This window comes from Verruconatronum alginivorum (assembly GCF_056590205.1).
The window spans coordinates 2851593-2868627 of record NZ_JBWPVQ010000001.1 but is presented as its reverse complement, the minus strand read 5'-3'; the positions used below and the strand labels follow the sequence as shown (position 1 = coordinate 2868627).

The window sequence follows — 17035 nt, the reverse complement described above, 5'->3', positions numbered from 1 at the left end:
ATATGTATCGTTTTATATGCAGACTGACGTTAACCTTTGATCCCACGCAAGACCCATGAAAACTTCCCGACCCTCTTCCTCATCCTCCGCTTTCACCTTGATCGAACTCCTTACCGTCATCGCGATCATCGGCATTCTCGCGGCAATTCTGATACCAACCGTCGGTAAAGTCCGCGAATCGGCCCGGGCTTCGCAATCAGTCTCCAACATCCGTCAGTTGAACCTCGCCGCCCAGCTTTACGCCAACGACTACGGTTTCTTCCCGGGCACCAACCCGAATGGCGACGCCAACAACCATTTCTGGGGACACGACATGCAGAGTTACGTGGAGCCGGTGGAATCATTCGGGGAAAGCAATGGGAATTCCATCTGGTTCGCTCCGAATCTGCTGACCCGCCATTCGCAGGTTTCCAATCCGAATCTCACCAGCTACGGTATGAACGCCTGGCTTTACCGGGCGGCCGGCTCCGGGGCTCGCGCCCGGGTCAGCCCCGATACCGTCCCCAACGCCAGCCGCAAGACCATGGTGATGGAATCCTTGTGGGTGGCTGGCGGGTTTTTCGACGCCGAGCCGACCGCCTACCGTTTCCAGGCCTGGCGCGGCCAGAGTCCCGGCAACGAACAGGATCTCAACGTCGGCTTCGTCGACGGACACGTGGAACGCCTCAAGATCGACGATCTGCTGAGAGACGGAGACAATAGCGACTACTGGGGTGTGATGGTCTACGGCCAATGATTCCTCGGATCCATCCCCCCGCTTTCACCCATGCGACAATCTTTGCTGTTCTTCCTTCCACTGATTTTCGTCTTCCCCACAATCTCCGCCGGTGAGGTCCGAGGTGAAGAGGTCGCTTCGTCGCCCGCCACCGTCCGGATCGCCGCGCTACAAATCAAACCCAGGGAGGGTCATTCTCCGGCGGAAGACGCCGCCGCTTACATCCGGAGAGCGGCCGAGGACGGCGCCGATCTGGTCGTATTTCCGGAATACCATCTCGGCTTCACCACCATCCCGGGACCCGCGACCGATATCGTCTCCCGGGCCACCGCCGAGGCCGGTGTCTATGTGATCATCGGCGCACTCGATGGGGAAGACCCGAACGGTGCTTTCCACAACACCGCCCTTTTGTTCGACCGTTCCGGAAAAATCGCCGGACGCTACGACAAGACCCATGCCGCGGTCGGCGAACCGCCGTTCTTCTGGCCCGCCACCGGCAACGAACTGGAATCGAGAATGACACCGGGAAATTCCTTTCCGGTCTTTCATACCGACTTCGGAACCGTCGGGATCTTTACGTGCTACGACGGTTACTTCCCGGAAGTCCCAAACATCCTTTCCCTTCAGGGGGCGGAAATCCTCGTCTGGATCAACGGCCGGGCCGGTTCAATCGAGGATTTCATGGTGCGGACTATAACCTACCAAACGTATACCGCACTCGTCGCGACCAACACCTCGCACGGCTACGGAACCACCATCGCCACGTTTCCGGCGACCATCCTCGCCCACGCCCCGACTCCGGAAGACGACTACATAATCGCCGACGTCGATCTCGACCACCTGCGGCTTTTCCGCCGGAACAGCCGCGTCTTCCACCAGCGCCGACCCGAGATCTACACGCCCCTCACCGAAGGCCATCGTCCTTGGAAAGACGCCTCCACGATCTCCACCGCCCGTTAATCAACCGATTTCTTTCACGCTATGAATCCATCATCCACCCGTTCGGCCCTTCCCCGCAAAGACTCCCGCATCAACGGCCTGCCTCATGGCGTCAACGCCGAAGAGGAAAACGCCCTCTGGGGCGACGGCGGCGGATGGCTCCGCCCCCGCGACCATGTCCGTTGGTTGTCCCATTTCATCACCTTGGAATTCGGTCTTTCCCGGATGCTCGCCGGCTGGATCCCCGCTTGCGGGAACCTCGACTGGAAGATCGAGCTCCCCCGCTTCCTCTTCGAAAACATGCAACACGCCCGCCGCCTGCGGGAACGGATGGAAGAGCTCCCCGGCGGTGTCGGCCGGGTCGATTCCCACCCGAGCATCGCCCGATTCCTCGATAGCATCGGACCGGCCGACCACGGGGCCGCCTTCGTCCATGCCTTGTTCCACCAGATCCTCCCGGCCCTCGACCGCGCCTACCGGACGTATCAGGAACGTTGTGACGCAGTCTTCGACGCCCCGACGCTTTACATTCTCCGCGGCATCCTCGCCGAGAAACGGGACCAACTCGACTGGGCCCGGCCCTTTTTCAGCAGTCAACCGATGGCCGGATGGAATCCCGACCAATCGCGTCCTTATCTCGAACACGTGCAGGCATGTCTCACTCGCCTCGGGGCGTTGACTCCGGACGGATTCACCCGCGCCGACGATCTGCCCGTCTCGCCGGTCACCGACCCGGCCGGCCCTTTCCCGAAAACTCGAAGCAACGATCCGCGCCTGAAGCTGCGGCCCACCATTCCGAACGAACTCCAGGGAAATCCGGTCCACGGCACCTTGCGCGAAATCGTCTACCACGACGCCACCGAATGGCAGGTCATCGATCCGATGTGCGAAATCTTCCACGGGATGCCCGACATGCCCTTCGACTTCTTCGTCGATTTCTCCCGTCACATCTGGGACGAATGCCGCCATTCCCGGATGGGCCTGCGCCGTCTGGTGGAACTCGGTTTCGACCCTTTCCGCGATTTTGAATGGTGCGCCGGAAGCGAACGTTCGGCATCCCTGGCTGAATATTTCCTCGGACTCACCCTGGTCGGCGAAGCCTGTAGTTTCACCCGGAAAAAAGGCAGCATTCCATTCTTCCTGAAAAACGGCGATACCCGGAGCGCCATGCTTCCCGAAGTGGACTGTGTGGACGAGCAACTGCATGTCAGCTTCGGCCATAAGTGGGCCGCCAGGATCTTCGAAACCGCCTACGGCCATGTCGCGCCCAAAGACGAAATGGCGCGCGACGCTCGGGCCAAAATTCTGCAAGGAGTCCTCGACAACCCGAACGACCACGGCGCGGCCAAAGAATATCTGATGAGCCTCGACGAAGAATCCCGCAACGACCTGGTAAATTCCTTTTCCGGGTTCTGCGGCGCGATTGAGTTCAAACTCGATCTCACGATCCGCTGATCGCAGTGGCGCCCCGCGTCTTCCCGCGGAGCTTTCGGGAGCGGAGGAGGTAGACCCCCTCGATAAACAAATTCGCGCCGGACGAAACGAACGCCCGCCAAAGCGGTGCGGGGACGCACCAGCACTCCAAAGCGCTTCGCGCAAAACGATGACGGACCTCCACTTTTCCGAGGCGCAGCCTCTTTGGTGCTCCGCGTCCGCGCGGAGCTTTCCGGAAGCGGCGAAGGTCACCCCCTCGAAAAACAAATTCGCGCCTGACAAAACCAACGCCCCCCGCCAAAGCGGTGCGAGGACGCACCAGCACTCCAAAGCGCTTCGCGCAAAACGATAACGGACCTCCACTTTTCCGAGGCGCAGCCTCTTTGGAGTGCTCCGCGTCCGCGCGGAGCTTTCCGGAAGCGGCGAAGGTCACCCCCTCGATAAACAAATTCGCGCCTGACAAAACCAACGCCCCCCGCCAAAGCGGTGCGAGGACGCACCAGCACTCCAAAGCGCTTCGCGCAAAACGATAACGGACCTCCACTTTTCCGAGGCGCAGCCTCTTTGGAGTGCTCCGCGTCCCCGCAGGCGAATGGAAAGGGTAGCGAATGGCTGGAGGGGAAATCGTAGGCGGTCGAAGCACTTGGTGCTGCAACAAAGCGCAACATTTCCTTGCAAACATTGAACATACACCAAACAATGCCCTCCATGACCACCGCCCCTTGGCCCCATGCCCCGCCCCATTGCTTTGAGAAGGGAAGCACCTATATCGTCACCGCCGGCACGCTTCATAAACAGCGGTTTTTTAATACGCCGGAAAAGCTGAATCTACTCCGCGATACGACCTTCGAATTTGCGTCCAACTATACTCTTTCCCTGCAAGCCTGGAGTTTTCTCGCCAATCATTATCATATAATTGCGAGTACAGCATGTTGCGTTGCCGGTTTTGACTTCGCGGTTTTCTTGAGACATTTACACCGGGAACTGGGGCTTCGCCTCAACAAGGTGGACCGAACGCCCGCACGACAAGTAATGTATCAATACCGGGATACGGCTCTCACCTTTGAAAGATCGTGGCTGGCACGATTGCACTATGTTCACTTCAATCCGGTGCGACACGGCTTGGTGCGGGTCGCCCGGGATTATCCCTGGTGCTCCGCCGCGTGGTTTGAGACAAATGCGAGCCCGGCATTTGTGAAGACGGTTTATTCGTTCAAGATCGATCAGGTGAATGTTCCAGATGACTTTTAAATCGCACGATCTATAAAACGGATTATTCGTGCGTGGATGGGCGGATGCGGATGGTTGGAGAGGTGTCGCGGGGGTGAAATCGTGGATGACCAAAGCGGTGCGAGGACGCACACGCACTCCAAAGCGCTTCGCGCGAAAAAGGAAAAAAACCGCCCCTTAATCGGCCACCGCCACCGGGCCGCGCGCCTCCAATTGACGACGGTTTTCCTCCGCCCGTTCACGGGAAATCGGATAGAACCACATCAGTCCGATCGCCCCGGCCAGGCCGAGAACCTGGACTCCGATCATCAGGTTCTTCATCGTCAAGGCTACGTCCGGCGAAAGCCCCTCGGCGCGCGCCGTCCCGGCGTCGAATCCGGATAACGTGAGCAAGGCGCCTCCTATAACGGCGGTCAACGCCTGCGCCAGCTTCAGCGCGAATCCCTTGACCGCGCTGAACATCCCTTCGCGCCGCCGCCCCGACCGCAAGTCATCGTCGTCGCACACGTCGGCCACCATCGAGTCAACCATCAACCAGCATCCTTGGAATCCAAGGAAACCGACGATCGCCGCCGCAAACATCATCCACGGCCAACGCGGATCGATAGCGAACCAATTGAAAACCGAACCACCCAATGCCAACAACAACCCGAACATCATCGCCCGCCGCTTGCTGGTCCGTCGCGAGACCCAGGCGATCAAAAAAATACTCAAATACGAGACCGTCACCCCGAGCGTGATCAACCACCCCTGAAAATTGCCAAACGCCACCCGGTCGCCGTCGAAGACGTAATAAATCAACAAGAACGGGAAAATCCCGTTGGCCGAGAACAAGGCCAGGATGACGACAGTATAGGCCACGAAGACGATCAGGAAGGCCCGGTTGGTGAAGGTATAACAAATCGCCGGAATCAACCGGATCGCGGGTTGCGCGACGACCGCCAAATTCTCCCGGCACCCAAAGACCGGCATCAATCCGGCCGCGATCACCAGCACCGCCAATCCTCCGCTGATCGCGAACGCCCCGACCGCTTCGTTCGGAAAAACTTCGAGATTGGTCAACCGGTAGAGCCACCCGCCCGCCATCGACCCGATCAAACCGATATACATCCGCCAGGCGATCACCCGGGTCCGCTCATCGTAATGGGGCGTCAATTCGTATCCAAGCGCCGTATACGGCACCACAAAGAAGGTATAGGTCACCGCCAGAAGACTCCCGGTAAACGCCAGATAAAGGAACGGCATGTTGAGATACCACTCCGCACCGATCGTCTCCAATCCAGGCGGCGTCCAAAGGAACGGCAACATCAGAGCCGACCCGATGACTCCGAAAAACATGAACGGTCGGCGGCGCCCCCAGCGGGTCTTCGCATTGTCGGACAAATTGCCAATCCACGGATCGGTGATGGCGTCGACGAACCGGGGAAGAAAGAGGGCGATCCCCGCCAACCAAGCGGACAAACCGAAGAAATCGACGTAAATAATCATGCCCAACGCCACCAGCGTGTTGAACATGAAATTATCCGCCAACCCGCCGAAACCCCAGAAAATCCGGGTCCGGAGCGGAACGGTCACCGGCGGAGATTCGTCGTTGGTTTCCACGGTTCGAGATTCCTTAGGCTTCGCCTCCATCCATAGCCCGGCGAATCAACTCAATCTTGCCCGTGTGTCCGAATGAAACGAGCGAATAACGGTCAACCCAACCTGGAACGGCTTCACCACGAGCCCGACGAAAGATCCAGTCGTTCGCCTTCCCCGGGCGCCCCTCCTGGACGGTCGCGGAAAACTCCAAGGGCCCAACTTGGCAAAGCTCGCCATCGGGATGATGATGCGGGCCAAGGAGATTGCGTAGTGTTCCATAAAAAACAATCTCCAACACGGCTCCCGCCTCCCGACGGCCGTCCAGAGGCAACCGCACCTCGTACGGCTCAACCGACAAAGAACCGATCTTGTTTCCGCCTACCCGGACTTCCGCCACCGGACAATCGAGGTTCTCCAATCGCAGATACCAATCCCCGGCCCCCATCTCCGGTAGTTGACAACTCCACCGCAGCCGCCCGGCATAAAACGGCAGGCCCTGGGAAAGGGTATCTCCCGCCCGGAGAGCACCCGGTTCGCATAATTCCAAATCGTCGCCCGCCAAGCGATGGGTCTGGATCGGCGGCAGCCCGAACTGCGCCCAAAGTGACGACAAACCTTCGTCGCCGTTGAAACGTCGGGACAGATGAGGGATATTCGCCTCTCCGTTGCCACTGGATTGCGGCTCCCCGTTCAACATCCGTCCGGTCACGGAGAAATCGCCGATCAAGTAAACAGACTCGATCTCCGTCCCATAACGGGCAAACGGATCTTCCACGCGGGTCAGATCGCCGTGCTGGAAATCCGGATACGTCACTTCGATTTCGTTTTGTCCCGACTTTAACAGCCCGGTGATCTCCACCGGATGCCAACGGAAGTCCCGCCAAAACCGGGTCGAATCGGGCCGGACCACCTGACCGTTCACCCGGATCGTCGCCCGATCCGGATACTCGACTACCAGCCTGACTTCGCGCCCGATCACCGAGGGGGCCGCCTGGAAACGGTATCGCAGGGCCAGCGGACCGTCGTAAGCCGTCGAGTTAAGATATTCCTGCAGTCCAATCACCGGAACCTCGGAGTCGCTCCATGAATCGTCGCCTTTCTTGAAGAGAGCGAAGTCGAGGGTCCACGCGTTTTCATCCATTCGCTCGACCTTCCACACTTCGGGGGCCAAGACCTTCCGCTCCACCGGGACGCTCCGGGTTACCTTCACGGGTCGTCGCGAACGGTCGGCCGGGGCTTGCCGCAGCCAAAGGAGATGCCCTTCGGCCGGCGCAAACGGCAGATCGACCCGAAGGCCGGTCCCATCCGCCGAAGGAAGGGTTTTTAAACAGGCGCTTTCCCCGGAAACCGGATCCAGCCGCTCCACTCCACCCCAAACACCGCGCAACTCCACCGCCGCAGCGAATTCCGCGGTCAATCGACTGGTGTTGACCAGATAAACCAGGCGGTCCCCGTCGTCCAGATCCCGGACGTGCGCGTAAAGGCGCCGGCGGTTTTCCCGCGACAGACCGGGGAGATCGACCGGAGCGGGACGCTCGCGCTCGAGACAATCGCCCAGCTCCGTTGGATTGACTGCCGGCACCCGGTCCAGGAAATCGCGCAACCGGTCGGAGGGTCGACCCTCGAGCAATGCCGGACGATCACCGACCGTCCAAATCTTGCCCCCTTGCCGCTCGTACGTTTCCAACAACTCCAAAGTTTTCTCCGCCAATGTCAGCATCGAGGGGAGAACAATCGTCCGGTAAGCCATCTGCCCGACCCACAGCACCGGTTCGCCTTCCTCGACCCGGGCATCCTCGGCCAGGATCGTTTCATCTCCAAGGTCGAAGCCGCGTTGCGCCGCCAACAGCGCGGCGATCGTCTCGTTGAAATCCTTGTCGAGCTTCTCGATGCGTCGACTCGACTCCGGCGTCGCCGGATCCAGATTCCAATCGAGGAGGCGTTCGAAGTTCTCCGGCTTGAGCGCCGATTCCCAGGCGGCGAACACCGACTCTCCCGGGTGCAGCAGGAGCGTGTCCGCCTGAAACTTCCCTTGCTGCAAAGCGGCGCAAAGACGGCTCAACGGTTCGTCCACCTCCCGGTTCAACGGCCACCATGGCTGCTGGTAGAAAATGTTCTGCGGATAATCCCGTTTCCGGCATCCGCTCATCGTATAAAGCGACAAATGGGGATTCAACAGATTCACCCCGAGCGCCAATTGGGCGGTGGCGATCCAATACCGATCCAGGAAAGAAAGCGATCCTCCCGTGCATCCGTATAGTTCGCTCAACATCCGGGGCTTGCCAAACTGGTTCACCACGCTCTGGCATTGCTTGAAGGTGACGGCATGCTCGGCGTGCCTTCCCAGATGATCCACCCCGGGGATTTCCATGTGCCGGTAATTCGGCATGATCATCACCCCCCAGGTCTGTTGCCCGTAAAGGGTGTCCTCCAGGATAAAATGACCGGTCAACGGAATCCCCCGTTGATCACACCAGTCGCCGAGCTGGGCGGTGAAGTTCTCTTCGAACAACCGGTTCGCCGTCCGATAATAATGCAGCCGGAATTCGGTCGCGCCGGGGCCGTCCCGGTAAAGAAGATGAAGCTTCGGCAACGGGTCGTATCCGAAACGCTGCCGGAAGGCAGCCGGAAGTTGCGGCGTGAACGGCAGAGCCCCCTCCGGGATCCGCATTCGGAAGACCGCGTTCGGCTCGTCCGTGAAAGCCCCGGCAATCGTTCCGCCAAAATCCTCGCCATAACGCTGGTGGTACGGCTCGTAGGCGTCTTCCAAAAACTTCGCCATCGCCCCGCGATGCATCAGACCGGCGTAACAGGTGCCGTTGAACCAATCATGGCCGAGCGGAGCCGTCCATACGTAGATCTGCAAACCGTCCCGAGGCTCCCCCAATGGCTCGCTATGCTCCGGCACCGGGTCAGCGGACGGACGGGCGATCAACACCTTCATCCGGAAATCCGGATTCGCCAGTGGAACCGTGCCCCCGCTGTAACCGCTGGGCCATTTGTCTTCGTCGTAAAGCCAAACCTTGATACCACGCTTCTTGGCGTGCTCGATCGTCGCGTCGACCGCGGCGAACCATTCCTCCCCGAGATACGGAGTCGTCAGTCCGATCCGGCTGTGGACGAACACCCCGCCCCACCCGGCGGCGACCATCTCGTCGATCTGACGGCAAATCTCGTCCGGCTCCATCCATTCATTCCAACTGTAAAACGGAACCGGACGGTCCAGCGCATGGGGAGAGCGAAATCGTTCGAGGTCGAAAGCGGGCCCGGAAGCGCGCAGCGAAAAAACGTTTTCGGAAAATGGGACAGCTCGCATTTCGGAAATCATAACACGGAAAAGAATGATGAAAAATGCCGATTGACTTGTCCACATAAATCGTTTTATATCGAGAAAAATCGCTTCCTATCCTTTCTTCCCAACATGAAAACAACACAAAAAAAATCGATTCGCCTGGGCGGCGTTGTCGCCGTTCTTTCCGGCCTCTTCCTCGCCTCAGGACACGCGCAGGTCTTCCCGACACTGCTTTTCTCGGATAACTTCTACACCGGCATCGCCGCACCGGGCGACACCACCAACCTCAACACCAATATCGGCGCCACCGGTGGCCGACAAGGAGGGTGGCTGGTGACTGATGTTAATTCGAACGGCTTCGGCTACGATGTCTTTGGCAAGACCACCTTCACCAACGGTAATGGATGGGATCTCCGATCCCAGGAGAACTGGCCCAATTCAACCAATCCCGTCGACCAATACACCCTGCGGTTCCGGGATAACGAGGCTGGCCAATGGTCCTCGATCTCTCCGCAGATCGGATTCGGCACTTACTTCCAGGACAACAGCTACCGCATTCAGGTGCAACTCGTTCACGCTCACCTTGATCCAACCGGAATCAACGACCGGTGGGCCGGAATTGTTTTCGGCGTGCAGCCCGAGGTGCGTTTCCCGGCTTTTGTCGGCAATGGAGGGGTGACAATTACCCCGCACGGAGCGGTCACGGTTTTCGCTGACGGCGTCGCCATCGGCGGCGGATCGGTCACGCCCCCGCAAAACGGGGCCTTCGATCTTGACTTGCGCGTGCTGAATAATGTCGGAGAGCTCTTCGTCAACGGCTCCTCGCTGGCTTCCGGCCTCGACTTCTCCAATATCACGCCGTCAGTAGTCTCGCTCGTCGCTTTGGCCGGCACTGATCCCGACGTCTTCTCGTCGACGCAGGTCCGCTTCGACAACTTCGCCGTCTCAACTATTCCGGAACCTTCCACTTACGCGATGATCGGAGGGTTGCTGGCTCTCGGCGCCGCCGGTCTCTGGCGCAGGCGCCGCCGCCGCTCGTAAGCCTTCTCTAGATCACCCAACCCCCGGTCGAACCACCCTCGACCGGGGGTTTCTTTTTTCGCCGCATTGTCTCGGAGAAATGGCGCGAAGACCGGTCCGAGTTTTTCCACCAAATTCCCCTTCGAATGATGTCAGCTTGTTATCCGGGGGATCAGAAACCGGGGCCGGATTTGACCCCGCACCTAATCCTCGCCGCCATCGACGAACACAAACCCCACCTCCTGGGCCTCTCCGCCCTGCTCACCACCCCCATGCCCGCGATGAAGGAAACTGTCGCCGCCATCCGCAAGGCCGGCCACACCCAACTGAAGATCCTCGTCGGCGGAACCCCGATCACGATTCCTACGCCGCCGAAATCGGAGCCGACGGCTACTCGCGCGACGCCGCCAGCGCCGTCGATGCCGCCCGCGAAGCATTGGCCGTATAATCAAAATCCCAAGCACCCGCTCCCAATGAAATTCACCAAACTCGCCAATCCCGTCGACCTGATTTACGGGAACGCGCCTCATCCGATCACCACCCGCCACGGAATGGTGATCGGCGGAGGAACGGTGTATCCGGAACTCAACTTCACACTTCCCGATATCGATATCCGCAAGGAATCGATGCCCGCCGTCGCCGGCACTACGAACAGATCGTGACCGATGCCCTCGAACGGGCCGCGGAACTCGAGATCCCCGGCGTGGTGCTCGAATTTGAAACGCTTCCGCCAATGACCGAGTTTCCCGACCTCGGGATGGAGGTGGTCGAAATCCTCCTCCAGGGAATCGAACACGCCCACGACAAATACGGATTAAAGGGGGCGTCGCGTTGCACCCCGAACGACAACCGCGAATTTGTCCGGCCCCCGGTCATGCGTAGCGGCCGCTATCTCGACGCCATGCTCGAGCTTTTCGACCGGTCCGCCGCGGCCGGCACCGAATTCCTCAGTATCGAGAGCGTCGGGGGTAAAGAGGTGCACGACGACGCCTTGGTCAACGGCGACCTTCGCGCGGTGATCTTCGCCTTATTCGTCCTCGGAACACACGACATGAAATTCCTCTGGCATCACATCGTCGCCATCGCCAACAAGCATGGAATCCACGCCGCCGGCGACACCGCCTGCGGCTTCGGCAATACCGCGCGCCTCCGGCAGATGACTCGCCAACGGCTCCGTGGCCAACGAACAACGGCGCTACGGCGACAACGTCCTTTCCCGTATCGACCACGCCACTACCCAGAGAGGCGCTTGCCCCAAAATGCAATCGGCCCTAGTATTTAAAATTATAAGTTCACGTATTTACTCTCTGGGGTTTTCTGGCTGACGCGGACCTTTGTCCAAACGAAAGGCATTGCGTCCTGATTGTAAGCAGCGATAAATCGCTCAATTGCTTCGCTGAGGCTGCGGACGTTCCGGAAACTGGCTCCCCTCAAGGCGCCTCGGCTCAAAATACTGAACCAAGCTTCAATCTGATTGATCCAAGAGGCATGGGTCGGAGTGAAGTGAAAATGGACATGGGGGTGTTTCTGACGCCAAGGATGATCCTCTTTGAGCTTGTGGACGCTGAGGTTGTCGAGAACCAGATGGATCTCCTTTCCCGGATACTGCGCCACGGCCATGTCGAGAAAGTGCAGGAACTCGTCCCTTCTTTTCTTCGGAAAGCATTTGCCCAAGACTTGGCCCGTGGCGACGTCCAGGGCGGCGAACAAGTTTGTGGTCCCGTGCCGCTTGTATTCGTGGGCAAATCCCGTGAGGGAACGGCCGTCGGGCATTTTCAGCCAGCCCTGCTGTCTTTCAAGCGCCTGAATGCACGGCTTTTCGTCGATTGACAAGACGACCGCATTGACTGGAGGGCCGAGGTAAAGACCAATGATATCGGCGCTCTTCGCGGCAAATTCCGGATCGGTCGAAACGCACCAAGAGCGGCGGCGCTGCAGGTTGATTCCAAGCGCACGCAGTTCTTTCCACACCGCATCCGGCCTTATTCCCAGCGACTCTCCCAGCAACCGCCCGTTCCAACGGGCATAACCCGACGGAGGGTCTTCATCCAGCTTGGCGAGAATCTTCGTCCGTATTTCTTCGCGCCTATGTGGTCCAGGCGGCCGACCCGGCCTGAAGTCATCATGCAGCCCCTCCATGCCTTCGCTCTCGAAACGGACTCGCCATTTGCTCACCGTGGCCGGCCGAATCTCCAGCTCCGAAGCGATTTGCAGGTTGCTCTTCCCGGCACTGGCCTTCAACACGATTCGAGCGCGATCCGCATATCTACGCTGGACACGGGGGCCACTCACCAGTGATTCCAGCTCCTTGCGCTCGGAATCCGATAAGGTAATTTTCGCCGATGGTCTTGCCATGGCGCAATTGGTAGTTAATTCGCTGACTTTTTCAAGTAAATACTAGTCAAAAACGCGCTCGAACCGTTGATCGAACGGCTGTGCCGCCAGGCCGGGATCGACCCGAGCGGAATCACCGAAGGAATCGCGGCCGGCAACACCGTTATGTTGCACAGCCTCACCGGCAACCGCCTGAGCGGCTTCGCCTCCTATCCGTTCAAACCGGAGTTCCTCGAAGCCAAGACCGTCTCATCCGCGAGCCTCGGGTTTTCCACCGAATTCTCCCTGAAACTGGCCGACAACCTCGGCCCATTTGTCGGAGCCGATATCACCGCGGGCGCCCTCGCCTCCGGCATCCTCGAACTCGACCGCCCCGCCCTGCTGATCGATTTCGGCACCAACGGGGAGATTTTACTAAAAACCCGCAACGGTTTTCTCGCCACCTTCACCGCCGCCGGCCCCGCCTTCGAAGGAGGACGCCTAACTGCGGCGCGCCTGCGGCGAAAAACGTGATCTCATCTCTCACCCGCGAAGCGGGCCGCTGGTCCTTCCTATTATCCGGCGACGACAAGCGAGCCCGCCCCTCGGCGATTTCGGGAGCCGCCTATGTCGACTTCCTCGCGCTCGCCCGGGCGGACGGATTGCTGGGGCCGATGGGACGTTTCGAAGCGAACCATCCCGAAGTCGAGGAGCGAGATGGCCCCGACGGCCTCCAGCGCCTGGTGACGATCCACCGAAAACTCTTCGTCTCCGAAACCGACGTCGCCGAACTGATCCAGGCCAAAGCCGCCATCGCGGCCGGCGTGATGACGCTCCTGGAGGTGGCCGATCTCCGGCCTGCCGACTTAGAGAGGTTCTTCAACGCCGGCGGATTCGGTTACCACCTCGACCGCCAACACGCCATCGAATCGCTTCAGTCCACCGCCCAAGTGATCGAGCTCAACCAAATCGAATCCTTCGACGACCACTTCATCGACTGCATGCGGGACCCCAAATAGCGGTAGCCAGATCCCCGCTTCGCCTTGTTGACTCCTAGTCAACCGTTGCAAAAAAAAGATTGACGACCCTACTGGTTTCGCCTGAATCGGTCCAATCAACTCCAACTATCTCGTTCCCCCCCGGCCCCTTGGCTCCAACCCCTTTTTCGGCTTCCTGATCGGTCGCCCAAAAACACGACAATAACCAAAAACCGAATACACATATGGAACCTCGATTCTGGATGATTTCAAACCGGGCCGAAGAACGGCCGCGCCCCCGGAGCGGACGACGCCTCGGTCCCGTCCGCCTCCGCCAACGGGGCGAAGGAACCCTCGGCATGCGCCTTTCCGACGAATTGACTTACTGGATCGCCGAAGCTTCGTCGGCCGGGAAACTCGACCAAATGGCTTCATGGGAAAAGGTCAATGAAGCCACCTTCAAAGCCAGCCTGATCGAAGAAGCCAAACAATTTCCCAAAATCGTCGACCCGGCCGAGCACGAAAAAGAGAAACACGTGAATCTGTTCATTCATGGATACAACGTTTCCTGGGAGGACGCTGCCCGCCGCTACGCCCAGCTCTGCCGCGATCTGTTCAGCGGCGACGCCGGTCTCGGGCTCAGCATCTTCTTTACCTGGCCCTCGGATGGAATGGTGACGAATTATTACTCCGACCGGCGCGACGCCCGTCGCTCGGCGGACCACCTCGCCGAGGTTTTGAACAACCTCTACGATTACCTCGCGGCCCAGCAGGAAATCATCGATCCCGACAAGCGCTGCCGGGCCAAGACCTCAGTGATCGCCCACAGCATGGGGAACTTCGTTCTCCAGCACGCCATGAGCCACTGCTGGGTTCACAACAACCGGCCACTCTCGGTCTCCCTGATCAATCAACTGATCATGGTGGCGGCCGACGTCGACAATGACATCTTCAAAAGCGGCGAGCTCCATGGGGCCAGCGACGGCGATCCGATGGCCCAACTCTCCTACCGGATCACTTCCCTTTTCACCGGACGCGATCCGGTTTTAGGACTTTCAGCCGGCATGAAACACTTTGGGAAGCGTCGCTTGGGCCGCAGCGGGATCGACCGTCGGTTCCCGATCCCCGACAACGTCTGTGATATCGATTGCAGCTCACTCATTCCCGCCGGCGCGAGAAACATCCACTCGGCCTACTTCGAGTCCCCCGAAGTGATCCAGTTGATGCGGGAACTCCTGCGAGGAGTCGATCGCCATGTCCTCGCCGGCAACCGCGACGCCATCGAACTGCACGCCACCGCGTGATTTAATCGCGGAGTCCAAACCGCTCCCCCGCGCAAACACAGGGGAGCGGCCCCGCCCCCTCAAGCAGCCTCTTCGGATCGCCTGGAGTCGAGATAATGATGGGTCACCGGATCCACCTGGCTCGCGAGCCATTCAGCCATCCGTTCCTCCTCGTCCAGGATATCCTCGCAAATCCGGGCGATATCAGGAAGTCCGGCTCGCTCGGCGGCCGAGATCAGCGACTTGTAACACGCGATCTCGAAGTGTTCGGTTGCATATTCCGCCAGAGTATTTTTGACCAGTTCGTCCCGATACATCCCCGTCATCGCTCCGTTCATTTTCCCCATTACCGTCCCCATCGCCGATTTCCCCTTGGCCGGACTGGCGTCCAATGATTCCAGGCATCCCTTCAGCCGCTCGGCCTGTGAACGAGTCTCCTCCAAGTGCTCCTGCAAGCGCTCATGCATCCACGGAACCTCCTCCGCATCCTTCGCATGCTTGGCGAGAATCTCCTCGATGGCCGTTTCCATCGCATACGCATCCTGCAGCCACGTGATCACATCATCTCTATCGCTCATTGTCTTTCCTTTGGTTTGGTTCGTTCCTGTTCGATTCGTTCGATAAGCTAACCACGAAACGCCTTTCCCCCATCGGGAGACTCCACGATTCTCTTATCGGGTTTCCGATGAAATCCGTTCGCGCGGCCTCCCCCAAAGTTCTTTTTTGATCACCCGATTGTCCAAAGTTCAGCAGCCCGCTGGTCATCCAAAACAAAAAACAACCCTTCCGGATCAACTGCACTTATCGCTCTCCACCAACTAGATACACACTCACAATACCTTCGCGCCACCCCCCGTAGCCCCCTCATCCGGGAAAACATGGTACAGCCGATGCTTGAATCGGTCCTGCAATGATTTCCAAATCCACGAAGAAACAACAACACGCCAAACCGGCCCACACGGGTCCCAAAGACAACTGCACTCCCACGATGCGGTTTTCCCGCGCCGAACTCCGGGAACGGCTGGCAATGACGATCGATCAAATCGGGTTCTCCCCCGGCGTTAACAAAGTCATGGAGGAGGCCGCCGTTTTCACCGTCGAAGATCTCGTGCTACAGACCAGCCAAACCTTGCGCCGGTGGCGCGGCCTGGGCCAAGCGCGGATTCGTGAAATTGAAAACCGGATACACTCCATCGGACTCACCTTGGGCATGCATACCGAAATCGAAACGCTCCGAATGACCGTCGACCTCCTGGATATCCCAGGGCCGGTCGAATTCGAACTTATCGAAGCTCGCCCCGATTGGTTCGAACCGCGGCCCACCCATCAGACGGCAAAGGCCGGGTGAGGTTTCGTATTTATAGAATCATGACAAAACGACCCTGGCGGTCCCTGTCGCCGAATCCGTTATCTTTACTTCTTCCTATATGAAACATGGTTTTCTCATCGACATGGATGGTGTTATCTACAAAGGCTCGACACAAATTCCCGGGGCCATTGAATTCATCCATCAAATACAAACGCGGAAAATCCCCTTCCTCTTCGTCACCAACAACAGCCAAAGAACCCGACGGGACATCGCGACGAAACTCGTTCGAATGGGTTTCAAAGTAACCGAAAACGACGTTTTCACCTGCGCCATGGCCACGGCCCGTTTCCTCGCGGCCCAAAATCCGTCCGGCACCGCTTACGTCATTGGCGAGGGCGGTCTGCTCCAGGCCATGCACCGCAACGGCTTCGCCATCGTCGACCACCACCCCGACTATGTGGTGGTCGGCGAGGGTCGAACCTATAACATGGAAAACATCGAGGCGGCGGTGAATATGATCAACGCCGGGGCCAAACTAATCGCCACCAACCTCGATCCCAATTGTCCGACGGCCGACGGCAGTCGCCCGGGGTGCGGTGCGATGGTTTCCATGCTCGAAGCCGCCACCGGCGCCAAGGCATTCAGTGTGGGCAAACCGAGTCCGGTGATCCTGCGGGAGGCCCGCAAGGAGTTGAAACTCCGCACCGGCGAAGTCACCATCATTGGCGACACCATGGAAACCGACATCCTCGGCGGGGTCCAGATGGGGTATCGGACGATCCTCGTCCTGAGCGGCGGCACGAAACGGGAGGACCTCTCCCGTTTCGCCTACCGACCGGACATCGTCGTCCCGTCCATCGCTTCGCTCTGCGCCGAGGAGTTTTTCGCGGCAGACGGGCTCGCCTCTCCCCCGCCGACAATGCTTGCGGTCTAAAACCACCC

Annotated in this window: 14 protein-coding genes and 2 pseudogenes; 12 read left to right on the top strand and 4 right to left on the bottom strand. The window is 59.1% G+C overall.

From position 1 onward, the window contains the following. The first annotated feature begins 55 nt into the window (after positions 1-55). The 4 genes from ACWUI2_RS10290 to ACWUI2_RS10275 all read left to right on the top strand — a co-directional run bounded on the left by ACWUI2_RS10290 (position 56) and on the right by ACWUI2_RS10275 (position 4339). The gene (locus tag ACWUI2_RS10290) at positions 56-736 is read left to right on the top strand and encodes a type II secretion system protein (RefSeq protein WP_486982766.1); all 681 of its coding nucleotides are present in this window, start codon (positions 56-58) and stop codon (positions 734-736) included. 30 nt (positions 737-766) lie between these two features. Continuing rightward, entirely contained in the window at positions 767-1675 is a 909-nt protein-coding gene (locus tag ACWUI2_RS10285) for a carbon-nitrogen hydrolase family protein (RefSeq protein ID WP_486982765.1), read from the top strand. A 21-nt stretch (positions 1676-1696) separates the two neighbouring features. After that, positions 1697-3109, top strand: coding sequence for a DUF455 family protein (locus ACWUI2_RS10280; RefSeq protein WP_486982764.1), 1413 nt, complete (start codon positions 1697-1699; stop codon positions 3107-3109). Positions 3110-3796: 687 nt separating this feature from the next. Next, positions 3797-4339, top strand: a complete 543-nt coding sequence (locus ACWUI2_RS10275; RefSeq protein WP_486982763.1) for a transposase — start codon at positions 3797-3799, stop codon at positions 4337-4339. 156 nt (positions 4340-4495) lie between these two features. Here the strand turns inward: ACWUI2_RS10275 and ACWUI2_RS10270 are convergent, their stop codons facing one another. Continuing rightward, on the bottom strand, positions 4496-5920 hold the full coding sequence (locus ACWUI2_RS10270) for an MFS transporter (protein ID WP_486982762.1): 1425 nt from the start codon (positions 5918-5920) through the stop codon (positions 4496-4498). A gap of 13 nt (positions 5921-5933) precedes the next feature. After that, the gene (locus tag ACWUI2_RS10265) at positions 5934-9215 is read right to left on the bottom strand and encodes a glycosyl hydrolase family 2 protein (RefSeq protein WP_486982761.1); all 3282 of its coding nucleotides are present in this window, start codon (positions 9213-9215) and stop codon (positions 5934-5936) included. Positions 9216-9320: 105 nt separating this feature from the next. Here ACWUI2_RS10265 and ACWUI2_RS10260 point away from each other — a divergent pair, with 105 nt between their 5' ends. The 4 genes and pseudogenes from ACWUI2_RS10260 to ACWUI2_RS10245 all read left to right on the top strand — a co-directional run bounded on the left by ACWUI2_RS10260 (position 9321) and on the right by ACWUI2_RS10245 (position 11536). Beyond that, complete coding sequence (locus ACWUI2_RS10260) at positions 9321-10232, top strand: PEP-CTERM sorting domain-containing protein (protein WP_486982760.1); 912 nt, start codon at positions 9321-9323, stop codon at positions 10230-10232. Between the two features lie 125 nt (positions 10233-10357). After that, positions 10358-10873 carry a cobalamin B12-binding domain-containing protein gene (locus ACWUI2_RS10255; protein WP_486982759.1) on the top strand — a complete coding sequence of 172 codons (516 nt, stop codon included), beginning with the start codon at positions 10358-10360 and terminating at the stop codon, positions 10871-10873. Next, positions 10870-11295 (top strand): annotated as a pseudogene (locus ACWUI2_RS10250) (methyltransferase MtaB domain-containing protein); the annotation flags it as partial. The gene ACWUI2_RS10255 and the pseudogene ACWUI2_RS10250, both read left to right, overlap by 4 nt. A gap of 91 nt (positions 11296-11386) precedes the next feature. Beyond that, a complete protein-coding gene (locus tag ACWUI2_RS10245; RefSeq protein ID WP_486982758.1) occupies positions 11387-11536 on the top strand; it encodes a hypothetical protein in 150 nt (49 codons plus the stop codon). Here ACWUI2_RS10245 and ACWUI2_RS10240 read toward each other — a convergent pair. Beyond that, positions 11496-12566, bottom strand: a complete 1071-nt coding sequence (locus ACWUI2_RS10240) for an IS630 family transposase (RefSeq protein ID WP_486981567.1) — start codon at positions 12564-12566, stop codon at positions 11496-11498. The two genes, ACWUI2_RS10245 and ACWUI2_RS10240, sit on opposite strands and share 41 nt — an antisense overlap. Before the next feature lie 39 nt (positions 12567-12605). Here ACWUI2_RS10240 and ACWUI2_RS10235 point away from each other — a divergent pair. Together ACWUI2_RS10235 and ACWUI2_RS10230 are read left to right on the top strand one after the other, a co-directional pair. After that, positions 12606-13543: pseudogene (locus tag ACWUI2_RS10235) on the top strand (ASKHA domain-containing protein). A gap of 203 nt (positions 13544-13746) precedes the next feature. Continuing rightward, a complete protein-coding gene (locus tag ACWUI2_RS10230; RefSeq protein ID WP_486982757.1) occupies positions 13747-14805 on the top strand; it encodes an alpha/beta hydrolase in 1059 nt (352 codons plus the stop codon). Positions 14806-14864: 59 nt separating this feature from the next. Here ACWUI2_RS10230 and ACWUI2_RS10225 read toward each other — a convergent pair whose 3' ends face one another. Next, the gene (locus ACWUI2_RS10225) at positions 14865-15362 is read right to left on the bottom strand and encodes a ferritin-like domain-containing protein (RefSeq protein ID WP_486982756.1); all 498 of its coding nucleotides are present in this window, start codon (positions 15360-15362) and stop codon (positions 14865-14867) included. A gap of 332 nt (positions 15363-15694) precedes the next feature. Between ACWUI2_RS10225 and ACWUI2_RS10220 the strand changes: the two genes are divergently transcribed. Next, entirely contained in the window at positions 15695-16132 is a 438-nt protein-coding gene (locus ACWUI2_RS10220) for a DNA-directed RNA polymerase subunit alpha C-terminal domain-containing protein (RefSeq protein WP_486982755.1), read from the top strand. Between the two features lie 79 nt (positions 16133-16211). Next, positions 16212-17027, top strand: coding sequence for an HAD-IIA family hydrolase (locus tag ACWUI2_RS10215; RefSeq protein ID WP_486982754.1), 816 nt, complete (start codon positions 16212-16214; stop codon positions 17025-17027). Positions 17028-17035 lie beyond the last annotated feature (8 nt).

Excerpts from the sequence above, each read along its gene's own strand:
- ACWUI2_RS10230 (WP_486982757.1), top strand. The coding sequence starts at position 13,747 with ATGGAACCTCGATTCTGGATGATTTCAAACCGGGCCGAAGAACGGCCG.
- ACWUI2_RS10220 (WP_486982755.1), top strand. The coding sequence starts at position 15,695 with ATGATTTCCAAATCCACGAAGAAACAACAACACGCCAAACCGGCCCAC.
- ACWUI2_RS10215 (WP_486982754.1), top strand. The coding sequence starts at position 16,212 with ATGAAACATGGTTTTCTCATCGACATGGATGGTGTTATCTACAAAGGC.
- ACWUI2_RS10280 (WP_486982764.1), top strand. The coding sequence starts at position 1,697 with ATGAATCCATCATCCACCCGTTCGGCCCTTCCCCGCAAAGACTCCCGC.
- ACWUI2_RS10260 (WP_486982760.1), top strand. The coding sequence starts at position 9,321 with ATGAAAACAACACAAAAAAAATCGATTCGCCTGGGCGGCGTTGTCGCC.
- ACWUI2_RS10240 (WP_486981567.1), bottom strand. The coding sequence starts at position 12,566 with ATGGCAAGACCATCGGCGAAAATTACCTTATCGGATTCCGAGCGCAAG.
- ACWUI2_RS10255 (WP_486982759.1), top strand. The coding sequence starts at position 10,358 with ATGATGTCAGCTTGTTATCCGGGGGATCAGAAACCGGGGCCGGATTTG.
- ACWUI2_RS10290 (WP_486982766.1), top strand. The coding sequence starts at position 56 with ATGAAAACTTCCCGACCCTCTTCCTCATCCTCCGCTTTCACCTTGATC.
- ACWUI2_RS10225 (WP_486982756.1), bottom strand. The coding sequence starts at position 15,362 with ATGAGCGATAGAGATGATGTGATCACGTGGCTGCAGGATGCGTATGCG.
- ACWUI2_RS10265 (WP_486982761.1), bottom strand. The coding sequence starts at position 9,215 with ATGCGAGCTGTCCCATTTTCCGAAAACGTTTTTTCGCTGCGCGCTTCC.
- ACWUI2_RS10285 (WP_486982765.1), top strand. The coding sequence starts at position 767 with ATGCGACAATCTTTGCTGTTCTTCCTTCCACTGATTTTCGTCTTCCCC.
- ACWUI2_RS10275 (WP_486982763.1), top strand. The coding sequence starts at position 3,797 with ATGACCACCGCCCCTTGGCCCCATGCCCCGCCCCATTGCTTTGAGAAG.